Genomic DNA, 20,018 nt, shown 5'->3' with positions numbered 1-20,018 from the left:
CGCCGCCGCGGCCAGGACGGCCGGTGTGTCGTCGGTCGAGCCGTCGTCCACGGCGATCAGCTCGAGATCGCCGAAATCCTGCGCCAGCACGCTGTCCAGCGCCTCGTGCACCCACGGACCGCCGTCGCGGACCGGCATCGCCACCGAAACCATGACCCTCATGGCGGGTTAGTATACCGGCCCCATGTCCCGCCGACGACCCTGCCCGGCAGGCAATTGCGAGCCTTCGGGAACCCGAGGCTGGCGCAACCGAGTCCGATTCCGTATGAGGAAGCATGCCGCGGGCGATGTCCGATTACTCCTGGCGTGAGTGGGCGCGGTTGCGACCGCTCATGCATTCCATCAAGACGGCGCGCTACCGCGCCGTCGACACCGGCTATCGGCGTTGCCCCGCCGTGGCGGGCGACCTCGACGCGATCATGCGGCAGATCGCCGGGCGCAACGTGCTGGTCACGATCGCCTTCGCCGACGTCAACGCGGCGCGCTGGCAGATCGCGCTCGTGCGCCACTACGTGCCGGGCGTGGTCCACGTCATCGTCGACAACTCGCCGACCCCGGAGACCGCCTCCCGGGTCCGCCACGTCGCCGAGGCGGAGGGCGCCCTCTATCTGCAGCTCCCGCGCAATCCGTGGACCGGCAAGGCACCGAGCCGCTCGCACGGGCTGGCGCTCAACTGGACCTGGCACAATCTGATCCGCCCGGCGGCGCCGACCGGCTTCGGCTTCATCGACGACGACCTGTTCCCGACCGCCGGCGACGATCCCTTCGCGCCGCTCGCCACCCAGGACTGCTACGGGCAGGTGCGCCGCATCGGCAGCCGCTGGTTCCTGTGGGCGGGCTTCTGCATGTTCCGCTTCGACAAGGTCGCGGATCTGCCGCTCGACTTCGGGCAGGACTGGTTCCTCGGTCTCGACACCGGCGGCGGCAACTGGGAGCCGCTCTACAGCGGCATCGACCTCGCCACCTTCCGGGAGGCGGAGACGCGCTTCGTGCCGTTCCGTCCGGACCTCGCGATCGAGGACGGGCCGTTGCAGTGGGTCGGAACGTGGCTGCACGAGGTCGGGCTGATGGGCCGGCCCGATCTCTTCGAGGAGAAGCGGAACACCGTCGAGACGCTGATCACGCCGCATCTCGCCGCCGCCATGCGCCCCTTCGTCGAGAAGGAGCCGGCGTCGTCCTGACGCCGCGGCCGATGTCCGAACCGCTCCCGTCGCGCCCGCCCGAGCACGGCCCGGCCGCGCCTCGCATCCTGGAGATCGGCCCGACCGGCTACATGCATGCGGCGTTCCCGCAGACCACCGAGTTCTATTCCACCTGGCCGGACGAGACCGCGTCCGATCCGGCGCGCGGCCGTCATCTGGTCACGCCCGCGACGTTGCGCGAGCTCTCCGATCGCCTCGCCGACCCGAGCTTCGATCTCGTCGTGGTGCACGCACCCGCCTGCGCGCCGTGGACGCCGCGGGCGCTCGGACGAACCGTGTTCCGGCGCAGCGTGCTGAAAGGCTCGCTGCCGCTCGCCCGCAGCGTCGCGCCGCAGCTCCTGCGCGGCCGCGTCGCGGCGCCGGTCGCGGTGCTCGACTTCGACGACCCCGCCGTGATCGACGCCGGCAATGCCTTCCTGCTCGACCGCGCCGTCGCCTGGTTCAAGCGCGAGCTGCCGGCCGACCACTGGCAGGCGTTCACCGGAACGCTGCACTGGCGCGTGCCGACGGCGCGATTCCGGCGGGTCGCGAGGAACCGCCGCCGTATGGAGAAGCTGCGGCCGCTGTCGCTCGGCGTGCCGCTCGAGGTGTTTTCCCGCCCGTTGCCGCGCGTCGTCCCGGAGGCGGAGAAGACCGCCGACGTGTTCTTCGCCGGCCGCGTGAAGGACTCGTCCACGGTGCGGGAGAACGGCCTCGCCGAGCTGCTGGCGCTGCGCGACGACGGTGTCGTGGTCGACATCCCCGATGCGCCGCTGCCGCTCGACGCGTATCTGGAGCGGCTCGCCCGCGCCCGGCTGATCTGGACGCCGGAAGGCTATGGCTGGCAGTGCTTCCGGCTCTACGAATCGGCGCTGTGCGGGGCGGTGCCGCTCGCCAACCGCCCGTCGATCGAGCGCCAGGCGCCGCTCCGCGACGGCGAGCACGCGCTCTATTACGACGTCGAGCCCGGCGGCCTCGCCGGCGCGGTGCGTTCGGCGCTCGCCGACCGGCCGCGTCTCGCCCGCATCGCCGCCGCCGGCCGCGCCCATGTGCTGGCGCATCACACGCCGGTGGCGATCGCCCGCCATGTCGTCGAGACGTCGCTGCGGCTCGCCCGCGGCTTGGAGCCGGGCGGCGCCTGAACTAAGGTTTCATGAAACCACCCGTCGCCCGCGACCGGCAGGACGACCCCCGACAATGTTCCTCCTCCGCAAGTACCGCAAGCTCCGCGCGAAGATCCGAAACATCCGGCGCACGCTCGACGGAACCCGCTTCGTGGAGCTGCAGGCCCATCTCGACGCAGCACTGGCCGAGCTGAAGGTCACGCCGCCGAACCCGTTCGCGACGTCGCACTCGGTCGCCCGGCTGACGGAGCAGGAGGTGCCGGCGCCGTCCGCGCTCGCCGTGTTGTCCAGCATGCCGCCCGCCTCGACCGGCATCGCGACCTGCACGCTGATGACGGTGCGCGCCGCCCGGTTCCCGGTCGACGTCTTTTCCACCTACGCGACCGCGTCGGACTATCTGCTCGGCCTCACGGACCGGAGACTCGCGGGCACCGCGGTGCGGGTGTTCGACATCACGGCGCTGCCGCTCGCCTTGTCGCGCCATGCCTATCGCGCCCAGATCGTGACTCTCGGCAACTCCGCCCATCACGTCGAGCAGATGCGGCAGTTCAGGCAGTGCCGCCGCTTCCCGAACGACGTGCCCGTGCTGGTGCATCTGCACGACCCGGGGCTGATGTACCTGGCCTCGCTGGTGCTGGCGGCCGAGAAGACGAATTTTCGGGACGCCTTGTGGGCCACTTACGGCATCGACCCGAGAACCCCGCTCGATCACGAGGAGCTGGAGGAGCAGGGTGTCTGCGGGCTACGGCTGCTGTTCGCGGGGCTGGGAGTGCGGGCCTTCCTGGTCAACTCGCAGGCGGCCGCCGCGATGGTCCGCAGGGAGCTGCCGGCCGCCGACATCCACGTGCTGTTCCATCCGCTGCTGCCGTCGGCCGCCGAGGGCGCCGTCGCCCGCCCGCCCGGCGCGTTCAGGATCGGCAATTTCGGCGTACCCCACCCGCGCAAGCGCACCGAGGTGGTGACGGCGGCGTTCCGGCTGGTGCGCGAGCGCGTCCCGGCGGCGCGGCTGGTGATCGCCGGCTACGATGCCGCGGCCTATGCGGCCGCGCACGGCCTCGCGGCCGAAGCCGGCTACGAGATCCACGACGCGCCGACCGACGAGACGTTCGATGCGCTGATCGAGTCGGTCGATATCGGGGTGCAGCTCCGCGAGCGGAATCGCGGCGAGAGCTCGGGGCCGTTCACCCGCCTGCTGCAGGCCGGCAAGCCCGTCATCGTCTCCGATCTCGGCAGCTTCGCCGAGCATCGCGACGTCGCCCGCATGGTCGACCCGGGCTGCGGGCCCGAAGAGCTCGCCGCGGCCATCCTGGACGAGCGCTCGCGCGCGACGGAGCGGCGACCCGCTGTCGCCGCCCTCCGAGAGGCCCATTCGCCGGAGGCGTTCTGCCGGCGGCTCGACGAGATCGTCGCGCTCTATGCCGCGCCCCCCGCGCCGCCGCGCGCCATGGCGGCGGCCGATCCGCGGAGCTGATACGGCCGCCTTCGCGGTCTCACGCCGGTCGCGCGCAAAAATCCGCCTGTCGGCCGGGCGTGACCTCCTTCAGCAGCGAGACGGCGTAGCCGGCCTGCGCGAAGAAGGCGTGGAAGTCGGCCAGCGAGGTGCCGTGCTGCTCGCCCAATTCCTTCTCCCACTCGAACAGCACTGTCGGGCGGCAGCGCCGCAGCGTCTCGACGGCGCCGCGCAGCACGCGCAGGTCGGCGCCCTGGGTGTCGATCTTGATCAGCCGCACATTCTCGAGCCGGAGCTCGTCGAGAGTCCGGGCGGCGACGCCGCCGGCCGTGGCCGCGTCGTCGCACAGCTCGAAGGTCAGCGCAGCGGCGTTGAGCAGGTCGCCATAGACCGGCTGCCCGTCGACGATCCGGACCGGGATCTCCTGCTTGTCGGCGCCGGCCAGCCGCATCGTTCCGGGCCGGTCGTACAGGCCGAAATTCGCCGCCTCGACATTGTCGCAGCCGTTCAACGCGAGATTGGCGCGCAGCACGTCGTAGATCGCGCGCTGCGGCTCGAAGGCGTGCACGGTGCGGAACAGCCGCGACATCAGCACGGTGTGCAGGCCGATATAGGCGCCGACATCGACCGCCACGCCCTGCGGGTCGGCGGCGAGCGCGATGGCGGCGCGCACGTGCGGCTCCCACTCCCGGCCCGACGCGACCAGGTCGCCGATCAGGTCGTGCGCCAGCACCAGGAACTGCGACTTGTGATCGGTCGCGACCAGCGTGAGATCGCGGCCGAGCAGCTTCACCCGGTCGCCCGGCTTCAGGGTGAGCGCGCCCGGAGGGCGCAGCGCGTCGTCGGTCGCGAACTCCTTCGTCGTCGCCAGCACGGCCTCGACATACGGCCGCATCAGGTGCCACAGAACCGCCCGGGCGGGCTTGGCGAGCCATTCCCCGCGCGTGCGGGCCTTGGCGATCGCGCGAATCCGATCGACGTCGACATTCATGATCATGGTCTCCGCGACGGTCGGACGGCGGCTCGCCCGGGTCGCGCATGGTTGGTTCGGTGGGCGCGGCGGCCGGATCACCGCTGCGCGGTGTGGCTCGTCTCGGCCTCGCGCTCGGGGGTCTCGGCGGGCGTGGATGCGGTCTTCACGCCGACCTGCTGGCGCAGCGACACGACCTCGTCGCGTTGCGCCTCCATCTCGAGGAGAAGCCGTTCGAAATAGGGGCGGAGCAGCTTCATCAGCGCCGATCGGGCGAACTTCACGACCGGCGACTTCGATGCGGCGCGTCCGGCCCGCTTCAGTTCCGTATAGGATTCCGAGATTGCCATCGAGGCCTCCTGGAGATGGCCTTGCCGGGCCAGTCCGGTGCTCGTGACGAGCTCGCGGCCGATCCGGTACTTGAACCTGTTGATGGTGTCGAACCGCGCGGCGGTGCGCGCGTCGACGGACGCGCCGGTCGCGATCGAGGCGAGCTCCGCCTCGATCTGGTCGACGATCGCGTCGAGCGTGTAGCCGGCGGTCACGTGCCGCTTGGCGTTCCCCGCGAGAGCCGCGCAACGCGAGCGGTTCTGGACGACCTGGATCACGGCCGCGGCGAGCGACGCTTCCGAGCGCTCGATGTGGATCGCGTGCTCGCCGTCGCGCAGCACCTCGGCGGCGCCGATGCCGCGCGTGATGATCGGCAGCACGCCGCTGATCGCCGCCTCCAGCGCGACGAAGCCGAACGGCTCGCGCGCCCAGGTCGGAAACAGGAGGGCGTCGTAGGACGGCAGCCGGCGCATCACCTCGGCGTGCGGAAGCTGCCCGTGGAAGCGGACGCAGCCGGCGACGCCGGCCTGGGTCGCCTTGCGCTGGTAGGACGGCAGGTCGCCGCGGCCGAGGAAGTCCACCTCGATGCGGTCGCGCAGGCCGGCCGGCAGGGCGCCGAGCGCCGCGATGGTCAGATCCGTGCCCTTCTCGCGGCCGAGCACGCCGACCGAGACGAAGCGCACCTTGCCGTCGCGCGGCGGCTCCGCGGCCGCGGCCGGCGGCTGCTTGGCCCAGCCCGGCACGATCGTGCAGGTGTCGCCGAGCCGCCCGACCGAGACGTTGCCGGCCTCGATCTCGCGCAGCAGGCGGTTGCTCATCACGAAGCTCCTGCCGGGCAGGAAGGCGCGGCGGCTCGCCGTCTCGAACAGGGCGACGATCTCGGGCCGCAGCCCGCCGACCACCTGGGTCGGGATCGAATCCATGATGTGCCACGCCCAGGCGGCGCCGAGCCGGGTCAGCGTGTCGCAGATCGCCAGCGCGCCGAGGCCGAGGAGATTGAAGCAGTAGACCACGTCGTAGGCGCCGTCGGCGAGCTCGTGCAGCAGGATCGACAGGTTGTCCGGATCGAGCGCCTTGCCCTGGAATGCGTTGACGCTGGCGAAGGCGTTGCCGAACCGCTCCGTCTGGAAGAGGTCCCACAGGGTCAGCTCGCGCTTGATCCAGGGCGGGTCGTCGACGGTGAAGTCGTGGCGGCTCCTCGAGGTCAGCACCGTGACGTCGTGGCCGCGGGCCCGCAGCGCCGCGACGACGTCGGCGCAGCCGACCTCGTAGCCGCCCAGAACGTTCGGCGGATAGAGGTTCGAGACGACCAGGATTCTCACCGGGCCGCCTCCTCGGCCTTGCGGTAGGAGTCCATCAGCCGATCGGCCACGACGGCCGGGGCGAAGCGCGCGAGTGCGTAGTCGCGAACCGTCGCCGGGGCGTAGCGGCGGCTCCACTCGCCGGACTGCACCCGAGCCAGAATGTCGGCGAGAGCGGCCTCGTCGTCGAACACCTCGCCGACGGCGGGATCGATCATGGCCGGCAGCGAGCAGGTGTTGGCGACCGCGACCGGCGTGCCGCAGCACATCGCCTCGATGGTCGTCAGACCCATCAGCTCGCTGTTGGGATGAAAGCCGCCGCGATAGTCGAACACGACCGAGGGGGCGACATGCACGGCGGCACCGATGTAGAGCTCGCGCACCGTGGCCGTGCTGGGCGCCTCGACGAAGGTGACCCGCTTGTTCCGCGCCAGCGCGTTCAGGTGCGCCATGTAGTCGAGGTCGTGGGTCTCGCCCGCGATGGTGACGTCGAGCTCCGGCGGCGCGGCCTTGATCAGCCGGTCGACGCCCTTGTGCGGCAGCAGCCGTCCGACGAACAGCGCGCCGCGCTTGTCGCCGATCACCGGCGGCTCCAGGAAGGCGTCGTCGACCGGCCCGCTGATGACGTCGATCGGGATGCTCTTCAGGTGCCCGAGCATCTCGGCCGAGAACTCCGAGATGGCGACGATGCGGTGCGCCAGCCCGACCGGGTGGTCCTGGCCGTCGCGCGGCGGCATGCCGCCGCCGAGATCGGTCGCGACGATGATCTTGCCCTGCTGGGCTGCGGCGAGCAGCGCCACCTCGCCGCAGCGGGTGAACGGCTGGTGGACATGCACCAGGTCGTGCCCGTCGAGCGCCTCCCAGACCTTCCCGCCGTACCAGTCCATCCTGTTGTGGGAGAACGAATCGGTCGGAACAACGTGCAGGTCTATTCCGCCCAGTTGCTGGCGGATCCCCGGTCGATCTGAAAAGCCCAGCACCGATTGCCGAATATTACGATTGTGTCCGATCGATTTCGCGATGCTGTGTACATAGCGTTCTGCTCCCCCGATGAGGCCATAGTCACCAAAGACAGCCGGGGTGACATGCACAACGGAAGTAAACATAACGCGCCTTCAGCCTTCGATTGTTTTGAATTGTATGACAATTGCCGCCCGAATCTCTGCGGATATTAAATGGCTGGAAAATAATTACAAGAAGCCGTGTATTAGTATATTTAAGTACATTCTAGTAAATACTGCCAATTCGGTTAGCCGGCCGGTATCTTCGTGCCGAAGAGGGGAAGTGTACCCAACGCTGGGACAACCCTGCGGAGCGGCAAAGTTCCGATCGCGCGCGCGGACACGCTGTCGCGGCATGCGGGTGCGGTGCAGCAGCCCCGGTTGGACGCGGCCATGCCGATCGACTACAGTCCGGCCGGCCATCGTCGCGCCCCTGAGCGAGTCGTCTATGAATAATGTAATCAATAAGTTAGCGGCACTCGTGAGGTCCTGGGCGCCGTCCGATCCGAGCAGCACCGGGACCATCGTGGTGCGCCTGCTGAGCGAGTTCGGGCGCGGCCATGCCCGCAGCTACGGGCTCGCCTTCGTCTTCATGGGCCTCGGCGCCGCCTGCACGGCCGGCACGGCCTACCTGATCGGCTCGGCCGTCAACCAGGTGTACGTCTCGCGCAGCTTCTACGGCGTCGCCGCCGTGTCGCTCGCCGCGATCGTCATCTTCGCCGTGAAGGGGGTGGCGACCTACGGCCAGGCCGTGACGCTGGCGCGCATCTCCAACAGCATCATCGCGACCAACCAGAAGCGGATGTTCGACCGCCTGGTCACGCAGAACCTCTCCTTCTTCACCGACAAGCACTCCTCGGAGTTCGTGGCGCGCGTCAATTACGGCGCCGGCGCCGCCTCCAGCGTGCTGAACATGCTGATCACGGCGGCCGGTCGCGACCTCCTCACGCTGCTCGGCCTGATCGTCGTGATGGTCTATCAGCAGCCGCTCCTGTCGATCGTCGGCGTGCTGATCATGCCGCCGGCCGTGCTGGTGCTGCGCAAGCTGATCAAGCGCGTGCGCCAGATCACCATGACCCAGTTCGGCGGCACGGTGCTGATCCTTCAGGCCCTGCAGGAGACCGTGCAGGGCTTCAAGATCATCAAGGCGTTCAACCTCGAGAACGTCATGCGGGATCGCGTCTACCTGCATGTCGACGCGATCGAGAAGGCGTCCAACAAGCTCGCCCGGGTGTCGAACCGCTCGACGCCTCTGATGGAGACGCTGGGCGGCATCGCCATCGCGTCGGTGCTGCTGATCGGCGGCTACAGCGTGCTGGTGCTGGATGCGACGCCGGGCGGCTTCATCTCCTTCATCACCGCCTTCATCCTGGCCTACGAGCCGGCCAAGCGGCTGGCGCGACTCAATCTCGAGCTGCAGTCCGGCCTGGTCGGCGTGCGCATCCTGTTCGAGCTGCTCGACCTGCCGGCGCCGCCGGCCGATTCGCGCACCGCCGTGCTGGCGGTGAGCCACGGGGACGTGCGCTTCGAGAACGTCGAGTTCGCCTATCGGCCCGGCGAGCCGGTGCTCAAGACGGTCTCGTTCGAGGCCGCGCCGCACGCCGTCACGGCCTTCGTCGGTGCCTCGGGCGGCGGCAAGTCGACGATCTTCAACCTGCTGCTCGGCCTCTACCGGCCGCAGGCGGGCCGCATCCTGATCGACGGCCAGGACGTCGCCGAGGTGTCGCCCGTGTCGCTGCGCAACGCCTTCGCCTATGTGGGCCAGGACGTCTACCTGTTCCACGGCACCGTGAAGGAGAACATCGCGCTCGGCCGCATCGGCGCCACCGAGGACGAGATCGTCGCGGCCGCCAAGGCCGCCTATGCGCACGACTTCATCATGGCCTTCCCGGAGGGCTACGACACCAAGGTCGGCGAGCAGGGCGCCCAGCTCTCCGGCGGCCAGCGCCAGCGCATCGCCATCGCCCGCGCGCTGGTGCGCGACGCTCCGATCATCCTGCTCGACGAGCCGACCGCGGCGCTCGATTCGGAGGCCGAGTCCTTCGTGCAGGCGGCCATGACGGTGCTGACCAAGGGCCGCACCACCCTGGTCATCGCGCATCGCCTCTACACGATCGCGCATGCCGACCGGATCCACGTCGTCGAGCACGGCGAGATCGTCGAGGCCGGCCGCCACGAGGAGCTGCTGCGCAAGGGCCAGCGCTACGCCACCTTCTACCAGCTCCGCCTCTCCGACCACGGCGGCGAGAACGTGGCCGGCGAGCCGGTCCCCGACGCGGCGGTGGCGGGCGAGCCGCCGTCCGGCGATGTCCGGGCGGCCGCCGCGGTCTGATCTGTCGGTTCGTTTCCACATCACGGCGGACGTCATGCATCTCCAGGTCAACGGGATCGGCATCCATTGCGAGGTCGAGGGCGCCGATGGCGCGCCCTGGGTCGTGTTCAGCAACTCGCTCGTCACCAATCTGACGATGTGGGACGCGCAGGCCGCGATGCTGAGGCAGAAGTTCCGGGTGCTGCGCTACGACCAGCGCGGCCACGGCGGCACCGAGGCGACCGCCGGTCGCTACGACTTCGACCTGCTGATCGCCGACCTGGCGGGGCTGCTCGACGCGCTCGGCGTGGCGCGCGCCCATCTGGTCGGCCTGTCGATGGGCGGCGTGACGGTGCTGGGGCTCGCGGCCCGTTTCCCGGAGCGGGTCGACAGCGTCGTCGTCTGCGACACCGGCGCGGCCTCGTCGCCCGAGTCCGCCCGCGCCTGGGAGGAGCGCATCGCCCTCGCGCAGGCGCAGGGCATGGACCCGCTGGTCGAGCCGACGGTGACGCGCTGGTGTCCGCCCGAGATCGTGGCGGCCGCACCGCCCCATCTCGATCGGCTGCGCCAGATGATCCGCACCACGCCGGTGAACGGCTTCGTCGGCTGCGCCGCCGCCCTCGCCGATCACGACATGCGGCCGGCCGCCGCCGCGCTTCGCGTGCCCGCCACGTTCGTGGTGGGCGAGAAGGACGGCACCACGCCGGCGGCGATGCGGCGCCTGCACGACTCGCTGCCCGGCTCGCGCTACGAGGTGATCCCGGGCGCCGGCCATATCGCCAATCTCGACCAGCCGGAGCATTTCGACCGCGTGCTGGGCGATTGCCTGAGGGCCGGCGCGTGAGCGGCCGCGACGACGAAGGCGACAGCGGCCACGTCCTGTTCGGCGTCGATTCGCGCGGCGTGGCCACGCTCACGCTCGACCGGCCCGACAAGGGCAACGCCTATGACGGGGCGATGCTGGCGCGGCTCGCCGCCTGCACGGCGCGCGTCTCGACGGATCCGGACATCCGCGCGCTGGTGCTGCGCGGCAACGGCCGGCATTTCGGCGTCGGCGGCGACGTCCTGGGCGATCCTGCGGCGCATGCGGGCCGGTTCGACGGCGACGGCGTGCTGATGCCGACCGTCTGCCTCGCCGTCGACGCCTGCCCGAAGCCGACCGTCGCGCTGGTGCACGGCGCCTGCATGGGCGGCGCCTTCGCGCTCGCCGCCTGCTTCGACGTGCTGCTCGCGGCCGACGATACGTTCTTCGGCGTGCCGGAGCTGCGGCTCGGCTTCGCGGTCGGGCCCTATGTGCCGTTCTTCGAGCGGGCGCTCGGGCCCCGTGCGCTGCGCCGCCTGCTGATCACGGGCGAGCGCATCGGCGCCGAGGAGGCGCTGCGGCTCGGCGTCGCCCATCGGCTCTGTCCGGCCGCCGCCAGGGGCGAATCCCTCGACGCATTGCTCGAGGAGGTGCTGCTCTCGGCGCCGCAGGCGACCGCGCAGGCCAAGCAGGATCTGCGCACGCTGTCCGGCGCCGTGCCGACACCGGAGCTGATGGACTCGTTGCGCGAAAACTTCCGCCGCGGCTTCGAATCGGCCGAGGGGGTCGAGGGGCGCGCCGCGTTCCGCGACAAGCGCCGCCCCGCCTGGGCGCCGGCCCTGCCGAAAGCGCCCTGAGCCGATCGTCTCAGTCGAGCCGCCGCGGCCGGCCGGCGAGGCCGGTCAGCGCCAGATGCGTCAGCTTGTCGGTGAGCCGCTCCACCATCGCAGTGTCGAAGCGCAGGCCGAACGGCGCCGCGCCGAGCGAGTCGCGGCTGCGCACGAACGGCATCGCCTGGTTGACCAGCCACAGCGTCGCCACCGCGATCTCCTCGTTCGAGGCGTCGGGCGGCAGCAGCTTGCGGACGATCGTGCCGGCCGTGTTCAGCACCGGCACGCGGCCGGAGGCGAGGAACTGCTTGTAGGGCCGTGACGGCGCCATGTCCTCCCAGGCGAACACCCGCAGATAGCGGCCGATCGTGTTCCGCCGCAGTATCGGGCGGAGCTGGTGCCGGATCATCTCGCGCAGCATCTCTTCGGGCGGTTGCTCGGCGCGATCCAGCGGGTCGAGCTCCTCGCCCGAGAAGGCCGAGGCGGCCGTGTGGAGAACCTCCTGATAGAGGCCCTCCTTGTTGCCGAAATAGTGCTTCACGGCGGCCGGATTGGCGCGCGCCCGCTGGCAGATGCGGCGCACCGAGGCCCCCGCATAGCCGTGGTCGGCGAACACCGCGAGGGCGGCGCGCAGCAGCCGCTCGCGGGTCAATGCAGGACGTCGAGCAGTGATCCGATCGAACTCGTGACGCGTTGTTTCCATTCGAGCACCCTACTGGTCGTCGACTGCGCGGCCGTACGCGCGAGCCGGAACGATGAACCGAAGGTCCAGTGACGCTCGGCGCCGGTGGTCTCGACCTGGCCCTCGGAGGTCCGAGCGAGGGCTGTGAGGTCGAGCGGCGGCGAGACCGTCGGGGGCTCGATGGAGGCCGCGGCGCGTGGCGTCGCGGGTGGTGCGGCGGGTGCGGATCGTGCCCCCGTCGCCGCGGTCCGGATCGGCTCCGGCGCGGCTGCGGGTCGTGGCCCGCTTCGCTCCACATCGGATGCGGGTCTCGGCGCGGCCGCAGCGGCCGCGTGCTCCGCCGTCGCGACGGTCGGCGTGACCGTCACGGTGGCGGGAGGCTCGATCCGTGTCGTGCGGAGAAGCTCGACCGGCGGCCTCGGCGGCCCCTCGGTCGTCGTCGTGTCCTGCATGGCCGAAAGCAGAAAGGCCGCCGCGGTCGTTGCCGTTCCCGCGACTGCTACGCCCTTCGAGAAACGCCTGACGAGCGCACGCGCCGTCACGCTCCGAAAGAGCCTCGGCCACCCCACCATTCATTACTCCCCAGTCCCCGAATCGATTGGGCCATCGGTTCGTGGCAGAGATTGGGCTTTCGCGTGTCAGTACTGGTTCGGTATTGCGGCAGCCCCCGCCAGGCCCATGTGCTAACAGAAACAGTCGCCGGAGCGCGTGCCGGCGTGCCGGTCGCGGAGCGAGGGTCGTGGGCAGTCGTCTCGAGGTCACCTATCTGGTCGAGGCCGCCGCGAGCGAGATCGAGGCGCGGGCCCGCGCGCTCGCGGTCGAGCAGAGCGTCGAGATGCCGGTCTCGGCCATCACCGAGCGGATCGTGCTGGACGAGATCGTCGGCCGCGTCGAGGCGATCGCGCCGGCCGGCGAGGGCCGCTTCGCCGTGACGATCGGGCTCGCCGATGCGACCATCGGGGCGGACGCCGGCCAGCTTCTCTCGATGCTGTTCGGCAACTCGTCGCTGCACGACGACGTGATGCTCCACGACGTGACGTTTCCGCCGGCGACGGCGGCGGCCTTCGGCGGCCCGCGCCACGGCATCGCGGGATTTCGCGCGCGGCTCGGGGTGGGGCGGCGCGCGCTCACCGCGACGGCGCTGAAGCCGCAGGGCCTGCCGTCGGCGGCGCTCGCGGATCTGGCGGCGCGCTTCGCCGAGGGCGGCATCGACGTGATCAAGGACGACCACGGCATCGCCGATCAGCCGGTCGCGCCGTTCGCCGAGCGCGTGCCGCGCATCGCCGCGGCCGTCCATGAGGCGCGCCAAAAGACCGGCGGAACGACTCTCTACGTGCCCAATCTCTCGGGCGATCTCGACCGCATGCGCACCCAGGTCGCCTGCGCACGCGCTGCCGGTGTGCGCGCCGTGATGGTGGCGCCGATGGTGGCGGGCTTCGCCAATGTTCACACGCTCGTCGCCGAGAACCCCGATGTTCTGGTGCTCACCCATCCGAGCTTCGGCGGGGCGAGCCGCATCGCGCCGCCGCTGCTGTTCGGAAAGCTGTTCCGCCTGATCGGCGCCGACGCGATCGTGTATCCGAATTTCGGCGGCCGTTTCGGCTGGTCGCCGGCGACCTGCCGGGCGCTCGCCGATGCGGCCCGCGCGCCGTGGCACGGGCTCGCCGCCAGCCTGCCGGTGCCGGCCGGCGGCATGACGCGCGAGCGCGTGCCGGAGCTGCTGGCCTTCTACGGCGCCGACGTGATGCTGCTGATCGGCGGCGCGCTGCTGGAGGCGCGCGACGATCTCGTCGCCGCGACGGCCCAGTTCGTGGGGGCCGTGCACCGGCATGCCGATGTGAGGCCGTGATGACCACCGACGCGAACGAGCCGATCCGCAAGGCGCAGGACGATTTCCGCTGGGAGGGCGTCGAGGCCCGTCCCTACAAGGAGGACGAGCGCGCGCTGTTCAAGGCGGTGACGCGCCAGATCCTGTTCTCGGATCCGGCGCTCGACGGCGAGCTGCGTTATTTCGAGGTGGCGCCCGGCGGCTTCTCGACGCTGGAGCGGCACGAGCACGTGCATGCCGTGATCATTTTCCGCGGGTGCGGCCACTGCCTGGTCGGCGACGTGGTGCGCCGGGTCGGCGAGCGCGATCTCGTCTTCATTCCGCCGATGACCTGGCACCAGTTCCGCGCCACCGGCGACGCGCCGCTCGGGTTCCTGTGCCTGGTCAATGCGCGCCGCGACAAGCCGCAGCTCCCGACCGCCGACGACCTGGCCGCGCTGGCCGAAACGCCCGAGGTCGCGGCGTTCCTGCGCGGCGAGACCCCGGACTGACGAAACCCCAGGCTGAGAGATCACGGCGGCGCGCGCTAAAAAACGCGCGCCGCCGTGACGGCCGTCAGTCGATGCTCACGCCCGCGGCCGCGACCACCGGCTTGAAGCGTGCGCGCTCCCGCTCGATGAAGGCGCGGGCCGCGGCGGGTGAGGATTCCGTGACCGGATCGATCCCCAGCTTGCGCAGTTGGGCCTGGACGTCCGGATCGGCCATGACGCGCGCCGTCGCGGCCTGCAGCCTGTCCAGCACGGGCTGGGGCGTTTTCGCGGGCGCCGCCACCAAGTTCCACAGGCCCGCCTCGAAGCCCGTGATTCTCAGCGCCTCGTCGACGGTCGGGATGTCGGGCGCCAGCTCGGAGCGCTTCGCCGAGGCGACCGCGAGGATGCGCACCTTGCCGCCGCGATACTGCTCGAGCGAGGTCCCGAGCGTGTCGATCACCATGCCGACCTGATTGCCGATCAGGTCGTTCATGGCCGGCGCCGAGCCCTTGTAAGGGATGTGCGGGATGTCGAGCCCGCCGGCCTCGGTCTTGAACATCTCGCCGGCGAGATGCAGGAACGTGCCGGTGCCGGGCGAGCCGTATTGCAGCTTGCCCGGAGCGGCCTTCACGGCCGCGACCAGCGCCGCGAGGTCGGTCGGGCCGGACGGGTGCACCACCACCACGGCGGGCGCCGAACCGACGATTGCGACCGGCGAAAAATCTTCGAGGGAATCGTATTTCGGGCTCTTCGAGAGCAGGTTGTACAGCCCGTGGGTCGAGGCCGTCGCGAACAGCAGCGTGTAGCCGTCGGCGGACGCGCGGGCGACCTCGGTCGAGCCGATCGCGCCGGCCGCGCCGGCCTTGTTCTCGACGATCATCTGCTGCCCGAGCACCGCCGACATCCGGGCCGCATACTGCCGTGCGAAGACGTCGGTCGGCCCGCCCGCCGGGAACGGCACGACAAGGCGGATGGTCCGGCTCGGATAGGCGTCTTGCGCCGCTGCGGGCGACGCCAGGGATCCGAGGCACAAGGCCACGGTCGCAAGGAGCTTCATCACGTTCGTTTCCTCCTGGTGTTTTGTTTGGTCGGCTCAGAGACCGGCGTCGCGCCAGGCCTCGGCCGGCTTTTCCGGATGCGGTGTCAGCCCGGCGCGCTGCACGGCCGTGATGGCCGCATACTCGTCCTTGTCGGACGCATCGCCGCTGATGCCGACCGCGCCGATCACCTCGCCGGCCGCATTCAGCACCAGGACGCCGCCCGGCACCGGGATGAAGCGTCCGTCGGACGCCGCCGCCAGCGCGCTCTGGAAGGCCGGCCGCTCGCGCAGGCGATCCCGGATGGTGCGGCTGGAGATGCCCATGCCGAGCGCGCCCCAGGCCTTGCCGATGGCGATGTCGCCGCGCAGCACGCCCGATCCATCCTCGCGCTTGAGCACGACCAGCGTGCCGCCGGCGTCGAGCACCGCCACGGTCAGTGGCAGCAGACCGACCTCGCGCCCCGCCGCGATGGCGTCGTTGGCGATGCCGTCGGCCGTCGCCAGGGGCATCGACACCTGCAGGCGATGGACATAGTAGTCGCTCAAGATCGTTCCCCCCGGTCCTGTGGTCGTCACGGAATTTGGTCCGGCGCGGCGCCGAATGCCGCCTCCATCTCGCGCCGCGTCGTCACGGCGATGTCGGTCGTGTCGATGGCGACGTCGCTCCAGCGCAGCGCGGCGCCTTCGGGAACGTCGCGCAGCAGCGTGACGCCGTGGGCGAGGCCGAGCGGCAGCAGCCCCTGCGCCAGAGAGACGTCGGCCGGCGTCTGCCGGCCCCACACGCAGAACCCGCCTTCGCCGTCCAGGATCTCGCCCTGCTTCAGTGCGCGCTTGGCGGTGGCGACGACGTCGGAGCGGAAGCCCGTCGGCGCGCCGGTCGGCTCGTCGCGCAGCGCCGCGCTGGCGACCGAGATGCCGAGCTCCAGCCCGATCATGTGGATCGGCCGGTAGAGCGCGGCGTAGCGGCCGCTCTGGTCGGGCAGCATCGCGTACTCCTTGAAGCAGCGCCGCGCGTACTCGGTTTCGCCCTCGATCACCACGAAGGTGCCGAGCGCGAGGTGATGCGGCACGTCGCAGCCCTGGCGGTCGACCGAGGAGACCACCTCGGTGACGCCGGCGCGCTCCAGCGTGCCGCCGTCGCGCTCCGGCTTGCACACCTCGGCCAACGCGAAGCGGCTCGCCGGCGGAAAGCGCAGGCCGTCCGACTGCGGCACCAGGCCGGTGGCGTTGCATACCGCCGTCATCTCGATCGCCGACTTGGTGCCGTCGACGAAGCTGTTGAACATCTTCGGATTGATCGAGCCACGGTCGCTGATCGACAGATACTTGTCGAGGATGTCCCACACGGTGTCGGGCGTCGAGGCGTGATAGTGCGGCTCGTATCGCGTGCCCTTGCCGGCGGCGATCACGGTGAATCCGCAGGCGCGCGCCCAGTCGACATGCTCGCAGATCAGCGCCGGCTGGTCGCCCCAGGCGAGGCTGTAGACCACGCCGGCGGCGCGCGCCTTCGCGGCCAGCAGCGGGCCGGCCAGCGCGTCCGCCTCGACATTGACCATCACGACATGCTTGCCGTGGGCGATGGCGGCGAGCGCGTGGCGGATGCCGGCCGGCGGCACGCCGGTCGCCTCCACGATCACGTCGATGCCCGGATGGGCGATCAGCGCGGCTGCGTCCGGGCCCACATGGGTGCGGCCGGTCTTCAGCGCGTCGTCGAGCGAGGCCGCGGCGGAGCGCTCCGGCTCCCAGCCGACGGTCGCGATCTGGCGCTGGGCGCGGGCGAGGTCGAGATCGGCGATCCCGGCGACCTGCATGCCGCGCGTCAGCCGCGCCTGCGCCAAAAACATGGCGCCGAACTTTCCGGCGCCGATCAGCCCGACCGTGACGGGTCGTCCGGCCGCCTCGCGGGCGAGAAGCTTCTGGGAGAGGTTCATGACGGGACCTCGAGCAAGGGGCACCGATAGTCTGCCCGACCACGGCCGCGGGCGCACCTCCACCCTCACCCTGAGGAGCGAACCGAAGGTTCGCGTCTCGAAGGGCGAGGGTGGCCACCCGAAGTCCGACTCTGCGGATCACGGCGTTCGTCGATACAGGTCGGCTGAAATCGACTTGCATCGGGGGCCGCATGGTTCGAGACGCGCCTCTAAGAGGCGCTCCTCACCATGAGGCGCGAAGCCGTGCCGGCCCGCCTTCTCCTCACAGGCCGGCGACGGCCTTCTGATAGTAGGAGAGGTCGACATAGTCGGCGGCCGGCTTGGTCGGCTTGCCGGTGTGGCGGGCGCGCAGCGCCAGCACGTTCTCCAGCGCCTTCATGTCGAGGGCCGCGTCCTTGGCCATGCTGGCGATCAGGATCTCGTAGCCGGCGGTCGCCACGTCCTCGGGGAGCTTGAGGTTGTCGGCGACGAGCTTGATCGCCTCGGCCTTGTTCTTCGGGTCGGTCGACCAGCGCACGCCGTCGATATAGGCCGAGAGATACTTGCTCAGCGTGTCGGCGTTGTCGCGGCCCCACTTGGCCATCACGAAGCCGGCGGAGGCCTGGTACGGGCCGATCGTCTTGGTCGCCTCGCCCAGATCCTTCAGGCCGGCCTTGGCGGCGCGCTGCGAGAAGGGCGGGTTCAGCATGGTGGCCGCCATGGTCTTGTCCTGCAGCAGCGCGTCGACCCGTTTCATGGTCGCGCCGACCACGGCGGTCTTGTAGTCCTTGTCGCGCTCGAGCCCGGCGAGCCGCAGCATCTCGTAGAGCTGGAACGCGTAGGCGGTGTTGACGGCGTCGACCGCCACGGTCTTGCCGCGCAGGTCGGCGACCGAGCCGATCTCCGGCTGCACGAACAGGCGGTTCATGCCGTCGTCGCCGCCGATCACGATCTTGGCGTCGGCGCCCGCCATCTCGACCATGGCGACCGAGTTGTCGCAGGCGGCGTGGACGATCTGGAAGCGGCCGTCGGCGAGGCCGTTGCGCAGCTCGTCGGAGTTCGGGGCGATCTTCATGTCGACCTCGAGCCCGCGCTTGGCGAACAGGCCCTTCGACTGCGCCGCGAGCAGCGGCAGGTTCTGCATGCCGGCGAAGACCATGATGGTGAGCTTGGTCTGCGCGACCGCCGGGCCTGAGCCGGCGATCATGGCCGCGGCCGCGGCGGCGAGGGTGAGGTTTCGGGCTCCACGCGTCATGGTTGCTCCTTGTCGTTGTCCGGGCGTCTTGTTGTTCGGCGTGAGGGACGTGAGGACGGGAGATCGTCGGCGACGCCGCGCGCAACGGCACACGGCGAAGCGGCCTGGTCAGGCAGGATGGGGAAACACGTCGGACCTCCCGGCAGCGGATCTTGATCGTCCGCCTCGGGACCACTCTAGAGCCAAACCGGGCCGCCTGGGAACCGGGCCCGCGCGCATGCGCCCGAGCGCCGCAGCCCGGTTCGCGCATGACGCCATCCGGAGGACCGGCCCGGGAGGCCGGCTCGGCTCACATGATGTAGAGGGCCGCGACGATGCCGCCGATCAGCACGATCAGGAAGATCGTGAACCAGAAGCCGAGGCGCTTCTCGATCTGCTCGCGGGCCTGCGGCCCGTAGCGCTGCAGCAGGAAGGCCGAGAGGAAGAAGCGGGCGCCGCGGGTGATGCAGGAGAACAGCACGAACAGCGCGAAATTGTAGCCCGCGAAGCCGGACGTGATGGTGACGATCTTGTAGGGGATCGGCGTCACGCCCTTGATCAGGATGATCCACGAGCCCCATTTCGCATAGGCCTCGCGGAACGCCTCGACCTTGTCGCCGTAGCCGTAGAGCGAGATCAGCCACAGGCCGACCGAGTCGTACAGGTAGGCGCCGATCGCGTAGCCCAGCATGCCTCCCGCCACCGAGGCGATGGAGCAGACCAGGGCGTAGTGATAGGCCTTGTCCGGGCGCGCCAGCGCCATCGGGATCAGCATGGTGTCGGGCGGGATCGGAAAGAACGAGCTTTCCGCGAACGACACGGCCCCGAGCGCCCACGAGGCGTGCGGGGTTCCGGCGGCGCCGATGCACCAGTTGTAGAGCTTCCTCAGCATGGCGCCTGCTTAACGGGGGCAGGCTGGAAAGTCCATGCGGGCGGACCCGACCTTTGGTCGCGCCGCCCTAGCCGCCGTGCGGCCGCTGGCCTCATCCCCGCTCGCGGGCGGCGGGCGGGCTCTTGCGCCGGGCCTTCGGCGGGCGCCGGGCCTTCGGAGGGCGCTTGGCGAGCTTCTCGGCGATTCCGTAGAGGCGCTCCCGGCGCTGCATCTCCTTCCACACCTCGGCCGGCTTCACCCCGACGGCGGCCCACAGGACCGTGAGGTTGTAGACGAGGTCGGCGCTTTCGCGCACGACGTTGTCGTGGTGCTGGTCCATCGCCTCGATGATCACCTCGGCGGCCTCCTCGGCCACCTTCTTGGCGATCTTGGCGCGGCCCGAATGCAGGAGTCGCGCCGTCCGCGAGCTCGAGGGCTTCGCGTCCGCCGCGGCCGACACGGCCCGGTACAGTCGGTCGATCGAATCAGCCATGCGCCGAGGATAACGGAGCGTGTCGACGGAGCCACGGCGGATGACCGCGACGCACAAAAAAGATGGCGCCGCGGGGCGGCGCCATCGAGTCTCGATCCGGGCCGGCGACCGGGGCGGGCTGGTGACGGCGAGGGCCCGAACGCCGCCCGACTCGACGTGCGGCATCACCACGGGCGCGTCGGCGAACAGCA

General features: G+C 70.4%; 20 protein-coding genes. 8 read left to right on the top strand and 12 right to left on the bottom strand.

All coding sequences use genetic code 11. The annotated features are described in order from the left end of the window. Positions 1-138, bottom strand: a 138-nt coding sequence (locus tag CH341_RS15720) for a glycosyltransferase family 2 protein (RefSeq protein ID WP_245431083.1), incomplete at its 3' end; no start/stop codon positions are given. A gap of 194 nt (positions 139-332) precedes the next feature. On the opposite strand from CH341_RS15720, the gene CH341_RS15715 reads away from it, so the two are divergent. From CH341_RS15715 to CH341_RS15705, 3 genes are read left to right on the top strand one after another with little or no spacing between them, the layout of a single operon-like run. Beyond that, positions 333-1,181 (top strand): hypothetical protein, encoded by an 849-nt coding sequence (locus tag CH341_RS15715; RefSeq protein ID WP_245431082.1) that lies wholly within the window; start codon positions 333-335, stop codon positions 1,179-1,181. An 11-nt stretch (positions 1,182-1,192) separates the two neighbouring features. Then, positions 1,193-2,323 carry a glycosyltransferase gene (locus CH341_RS15710; RefSeq protein ID WP_111419952.1) on the top strand — a complete coding sequence of 377 codons (1,131 nt, stop codon included), beginning with the start codon at positions 1,193-1,195 and terminating at the stop codon, positions 2,321-2,323. Positions 2,324-2,378: 55 nt separating this feature from the next. Next, the gene (locus CH341_RS15705) at positions 2,379-3,776 is read left to right on the top strand and encodes a glycosyltransferase (RefSeq protein ID WP_170149644.1); all 1,398 of its coding nucleotides are present in this window, start codon (positions 2,379-2,381) and stop codon (positions 3,774-3,776) included. A 19-nt stretch (positions 3,777-3,795) separates the two neighbouring features. Here CH341_RS15705 and CH341_RS15700 read toward each other — a convergent pair whose 3' ends face one another. The 3 genes from CH341_RS15700 to CH341_RS15690 form a co-directional block, all read right to left on the bottom strand. Beyond that, a complete protein-coding gene (locus CH341_RS15700) occupies positions 3,796-4,746 on the bottom strand; it encodes an FkbM family methyltransferase (protein WP_170149643.1) in 951 nt (316 codons plus the stop codon). 77 nt (positions 4,747-4,823) lie between these two features. Beyond that, positions 4,824-6,377, bottom strand: coding sequence for a glycosyltransferase family 4 protein (locus CH341_RS15695; protein ID WP_111419949.1), 1,554 nt, complete (start codon positions 6,375-6,377; stop codon positions 4,824-4,826). Continuing rightward, on the bottom strand, positions 6,374-7,462 hold the full coding sequence (locus CH341_RS15690; protein WP_111419948.1) for a glycosyltransferase family 4 protein: 1,089 nt from the start codon (positions 7,460-7,462) through the stop codon (positions 6,374-6,376). The genes CH341_RS15695 and CH341_RS15690 overlap by 4 nt, the downstream gene beginning before the upstream one ends. 376 nt (positions 7,463-7,838) lie before the next feature. On the opposite strand from CH341_RS15690, the gene CH341_RS15685 reads away from it, so the two are divergent. The 3 genes from CH341_RS15685 to CH341_RS15675 are packed head-to-tail and all read left to right on the top strand — an operon-like array spanning position 7,839 to position 11,327. Beyond that, positions 7,839-9,689 carry an ABC transporter ATP-binding protein gene (locus CH341_RS15685; protein ID WP_245431081.1) on the top strand — a complete coding sequence of 617 codons (1,851 nt, stop codon included), beginning with the start codon at positions 7,839-7,841 and terminating at the stop codon, positions 9,687-9,689. A gap of 34 nt (positions 9,690-9,723) precedes the next feature. Beyond that, positions 9,724-10,512: an alpha/beta fold hydrolase gene (locus CH341_RS15680; RefSeq protein WP_170149642.1), complete on the top strand. Its 789-nt coding sequence runs from the start codon at positions 9,724-9,726 to the stop codon at positions 10,510-10,512. Further along, the gene (locus CH341_RS15675; protein ID WP_170149641.1) at positions 10,509-11,327 is read left to right on the top strand and encodes an enoyl-CoA hydratase/isomerase family protein; all 819 of its coding nucleotides are present in this window, start codon (positions 10,509-10,511) and stop codon (positions 11,325-11,327) included. Before CH341_RS15680 ends, CH341_RS15675 begins: the two co-directional genes overlap by 4 nt. A gap of 10 nt (positions 11,328-11,337) precedes the next feature. Here CH341_RS15675 and CH341_RS15670 read toward each other — a convergent pair whose 3' ends face one another. Continuing rightward, positions 11,338-11,952 carry a TetR/AcrR family transcriptional regulator gene (locus CH341_RS15670; RefSeq protein ID WP_170149640.1) on the bottom strand — a complete coding sequence of 205 codons (615 nt, stop codon included), beginning with the start codon at positions 11,950-11,952 and terminating at the stop codon, positions 11,338-11,340. Next, a complete protein-coding gene (locus CH341_RS33685) occupies positions 11,949-12,524 on the bottom strand; it encodes a hypothetical protein (protein ID WP_146604488.1) in 576 nt (191 codons plus the stop codon). Before CH341_RS33685 ends, CH341_RS15670 begins: the two co-directional genes overlap by 4 nt. 197 nt (positions 12,525-12,721) lie before the next feature. Between CH341_RS33685 and CH341_RS15665 the strand changes: the two genes are divergently transcribed. Both CH341_RS15665 and CH341_RS15660 read left to right on the top strand, forming a co-directional pair. Further along, complete coding sequence (locus tag CH341_RS15665) at positions 12,722-13,831, top strand: RuBisCO large subunit C-terminal-like domain-containing protein (protein WP_111419943.1); 1,110 nt, start codon at positions 12,722-12,724, stop codon at positions 13,829-13,831. Then, positions 13,831-14,301 carry a cupin domain-containing protein gene (locus tag CH341_RS15660; protein ID WP_111419942.1) on the top strand — a complete coding sequence of 157 codons (471 nt, stop codon included), beginning with the start codon at positions 13,831-13,833 and terminating at the stop codon, positions 14,299-14,301. The genes CH341_RS15665 and CH341_RS15660 overlap by 1 nt, the downstream gene beginning before the upstream one ends. Positions 14,302-14,365: 64 nt before the next feature. Here CH341_RS15660 and CH341_RS15655 read toward each other — a convergent pair whose 3' ends face one another. From CH341_RS15655 to hisE, 6 genes are all read right to left on the bottom strand, one after another. Next, positions 14,366-15,337 (bottom strand): Bug family tripartite tricarboxylate transporter substrate binding protein, encoded by a 972-nt coding sequence (locus tag CH341_RS15655; RefSeq protein WP_111419941.1) that lies wholly within the window; start codon positions 15,335-15,337, stop codon positions 14,366-14,368. Positions 15,338-15,373: 36 nt separating this feature from the next. Next, a complete protein-coding gene (locus CH341_RS15650; RefSeq protein WP_245431080.1) occupies positions 15,374-15,865 on the bottom strand; it encodes a GlcG/HbpS family heme-binding protein in 492 nt (163 codons plus the stop codon). 26 nt (positions 15,866-15,891) lie between these two features. Beyond that, a complete protein-coding gene (locus tag CH341_RS15645; RefSeq protein ID WP_111419940.1) occupies positions 15,892-17,250 on the bottom strand; it encodes an NAD(P)H-dependent oxidoreductase in 1,359 nt (452 codons plus the stop codon). A 262-nt stretch (positions 17,251-17,512) separates the two neighbouring features. Beyond that, entirely contained in the window at positions 17,513-18,484 is a 972-nt protein-coding gene (locus CH341_RS15640; RefSeq protein ID WP_111419939.1) for an ABC transporter substrate-binding protein, read from the bottom strand. Between the two features lie 289 nt (positions 18,485-18,773). Continuing rightward, the gene (locus CH341_RS15635) at positions 18,774-19,355 is read right to left on the bottom strand and encodes a YqaA family protein (RefSeq protein ID WP_111419938.1); all 582 of its coding nucleotides are present in this window, start codon (positions 19,353-19,355) and stop codon (positions 18,774-18,776) included. 91 nt (positions 19,356-19,446) lie between these two features. Further along, positions 19,447-19,827, bottom strand: coding sequence for a phosphoribosyl-ATP diphosphatase (gene hisE, locus CH341_RS15630; protein WP_111419953.1), 381 nt, complete (start codon positions 19,825-19,827; stop codon positions 19,447-19,449). Between the last annotated feature and the right edge of the window lie 191 nt (positions 19,828-20,018).

Origin of the sequence: Rhodoplanes roseus (assembly GCF_003258865.1) — a bacterium.
Lineage (GTDB): Bacteria > Pseudomonadota > Alphaproteobacteria > Rhizobiales > Xanthobacteraceae > Rhodoplanes > Rhodoplanes roseus.
This window is presented reverse-complemented; position numbering and strand designations above follow the sequence as displayed.

What these genes read in the sequence shown, in the direction of transcription:
- CH341_RS15715 (WP_245431082.1), top strand. Translation starts at nt 333, where the DNA reads ATGCATTCCATCAAGACGGCGCGCTACCGCGCCGTCGACACCGGCTAT.
- CH341_RS15710 (WP_111419952.1), top strand. Translation starts at nt 1,193, where the DNA reads ATGTCCGAACCGCTCCCGTCGCGCCCGCCCGAGCACGGCCCGGCCGCG.
- CH341_RS15705 (WP_170149644.1), top strand. Translation starts at nt 2,379, where the DNA reads ATGTTCCTCCTCCGCAAGTACCGCAAGCTCCGCGCGAAGATCCGAAAC.
- CH341_RS15700 (WP_170149643.1), bottom strand. Translation starts at nt 4,746, where the DNA reads ATGAATGTCGACGTCGATCGGATTCGCGCGATCGCCAAGGCCCGCACG.
- CH341_RS15690 (WP_111419948.1), bottom strand. Translation starts at nt 7,462, where the DNA reads ATGTTTACTTCCGTTGTGCATGTCACCCCGGCTGTCTTTGGTGACTAT.
- CH341_RS15680 (WP_170149642.1), top strand. Translation starts at nt 9,724, where the DNA reads ATGCATCTCCAGGTCAACGGGATCGGCATCCATTGCGAGGTCGAGGGC.
- CH341_RS15660 (WP_111419942.1), top strand. Translation starts at nt 13,831, where the DNA reads ATGACCACCGACGCGAACGAGCCGATCCGCAAGGCGCAGGACGATTTC.
- CH341_RS15655 (WP_111419941.1), bottom strand. Translation starts at nt 15,337, where the DNA reads ATGAAGCTCCTTGCGACCGTGGCCTTGTGCCTCGGATCCCTGGCGTCG.
- CH341_RS15645 (WP_111419940.1), bottom strand. Translation starts at nt 17,250, where the DNA reads ATGAACCTCTCCCAGAAGCTTCTCGCCCGCGAGGCGGCCGGACGACCC.
- CH341_RS15640 (WP_111419939.1), bottom strand. Translation starts at nt 18,484, where the DNA reads ATGACGCGTGGAGCCCGAAACCTCACCCTCGCCGCCGCGGCCGCGGCC.
- CH341_RS15635 (WP_111419938.1), bottom strand. Translation starts at nt 19,355, where the DNA reads ATGCTGAGGAAGCTCTACAACTGGTGCATCGGCGCCGCCGGAACCCCG.
- hisE (WP_111419953.1), bottom strand. Translation starts at nt 19,827, where the DNA reads ATGGCTGATTCGATCGACCGACTGTACCGGGCCGTGTCGGCCGCGGCG.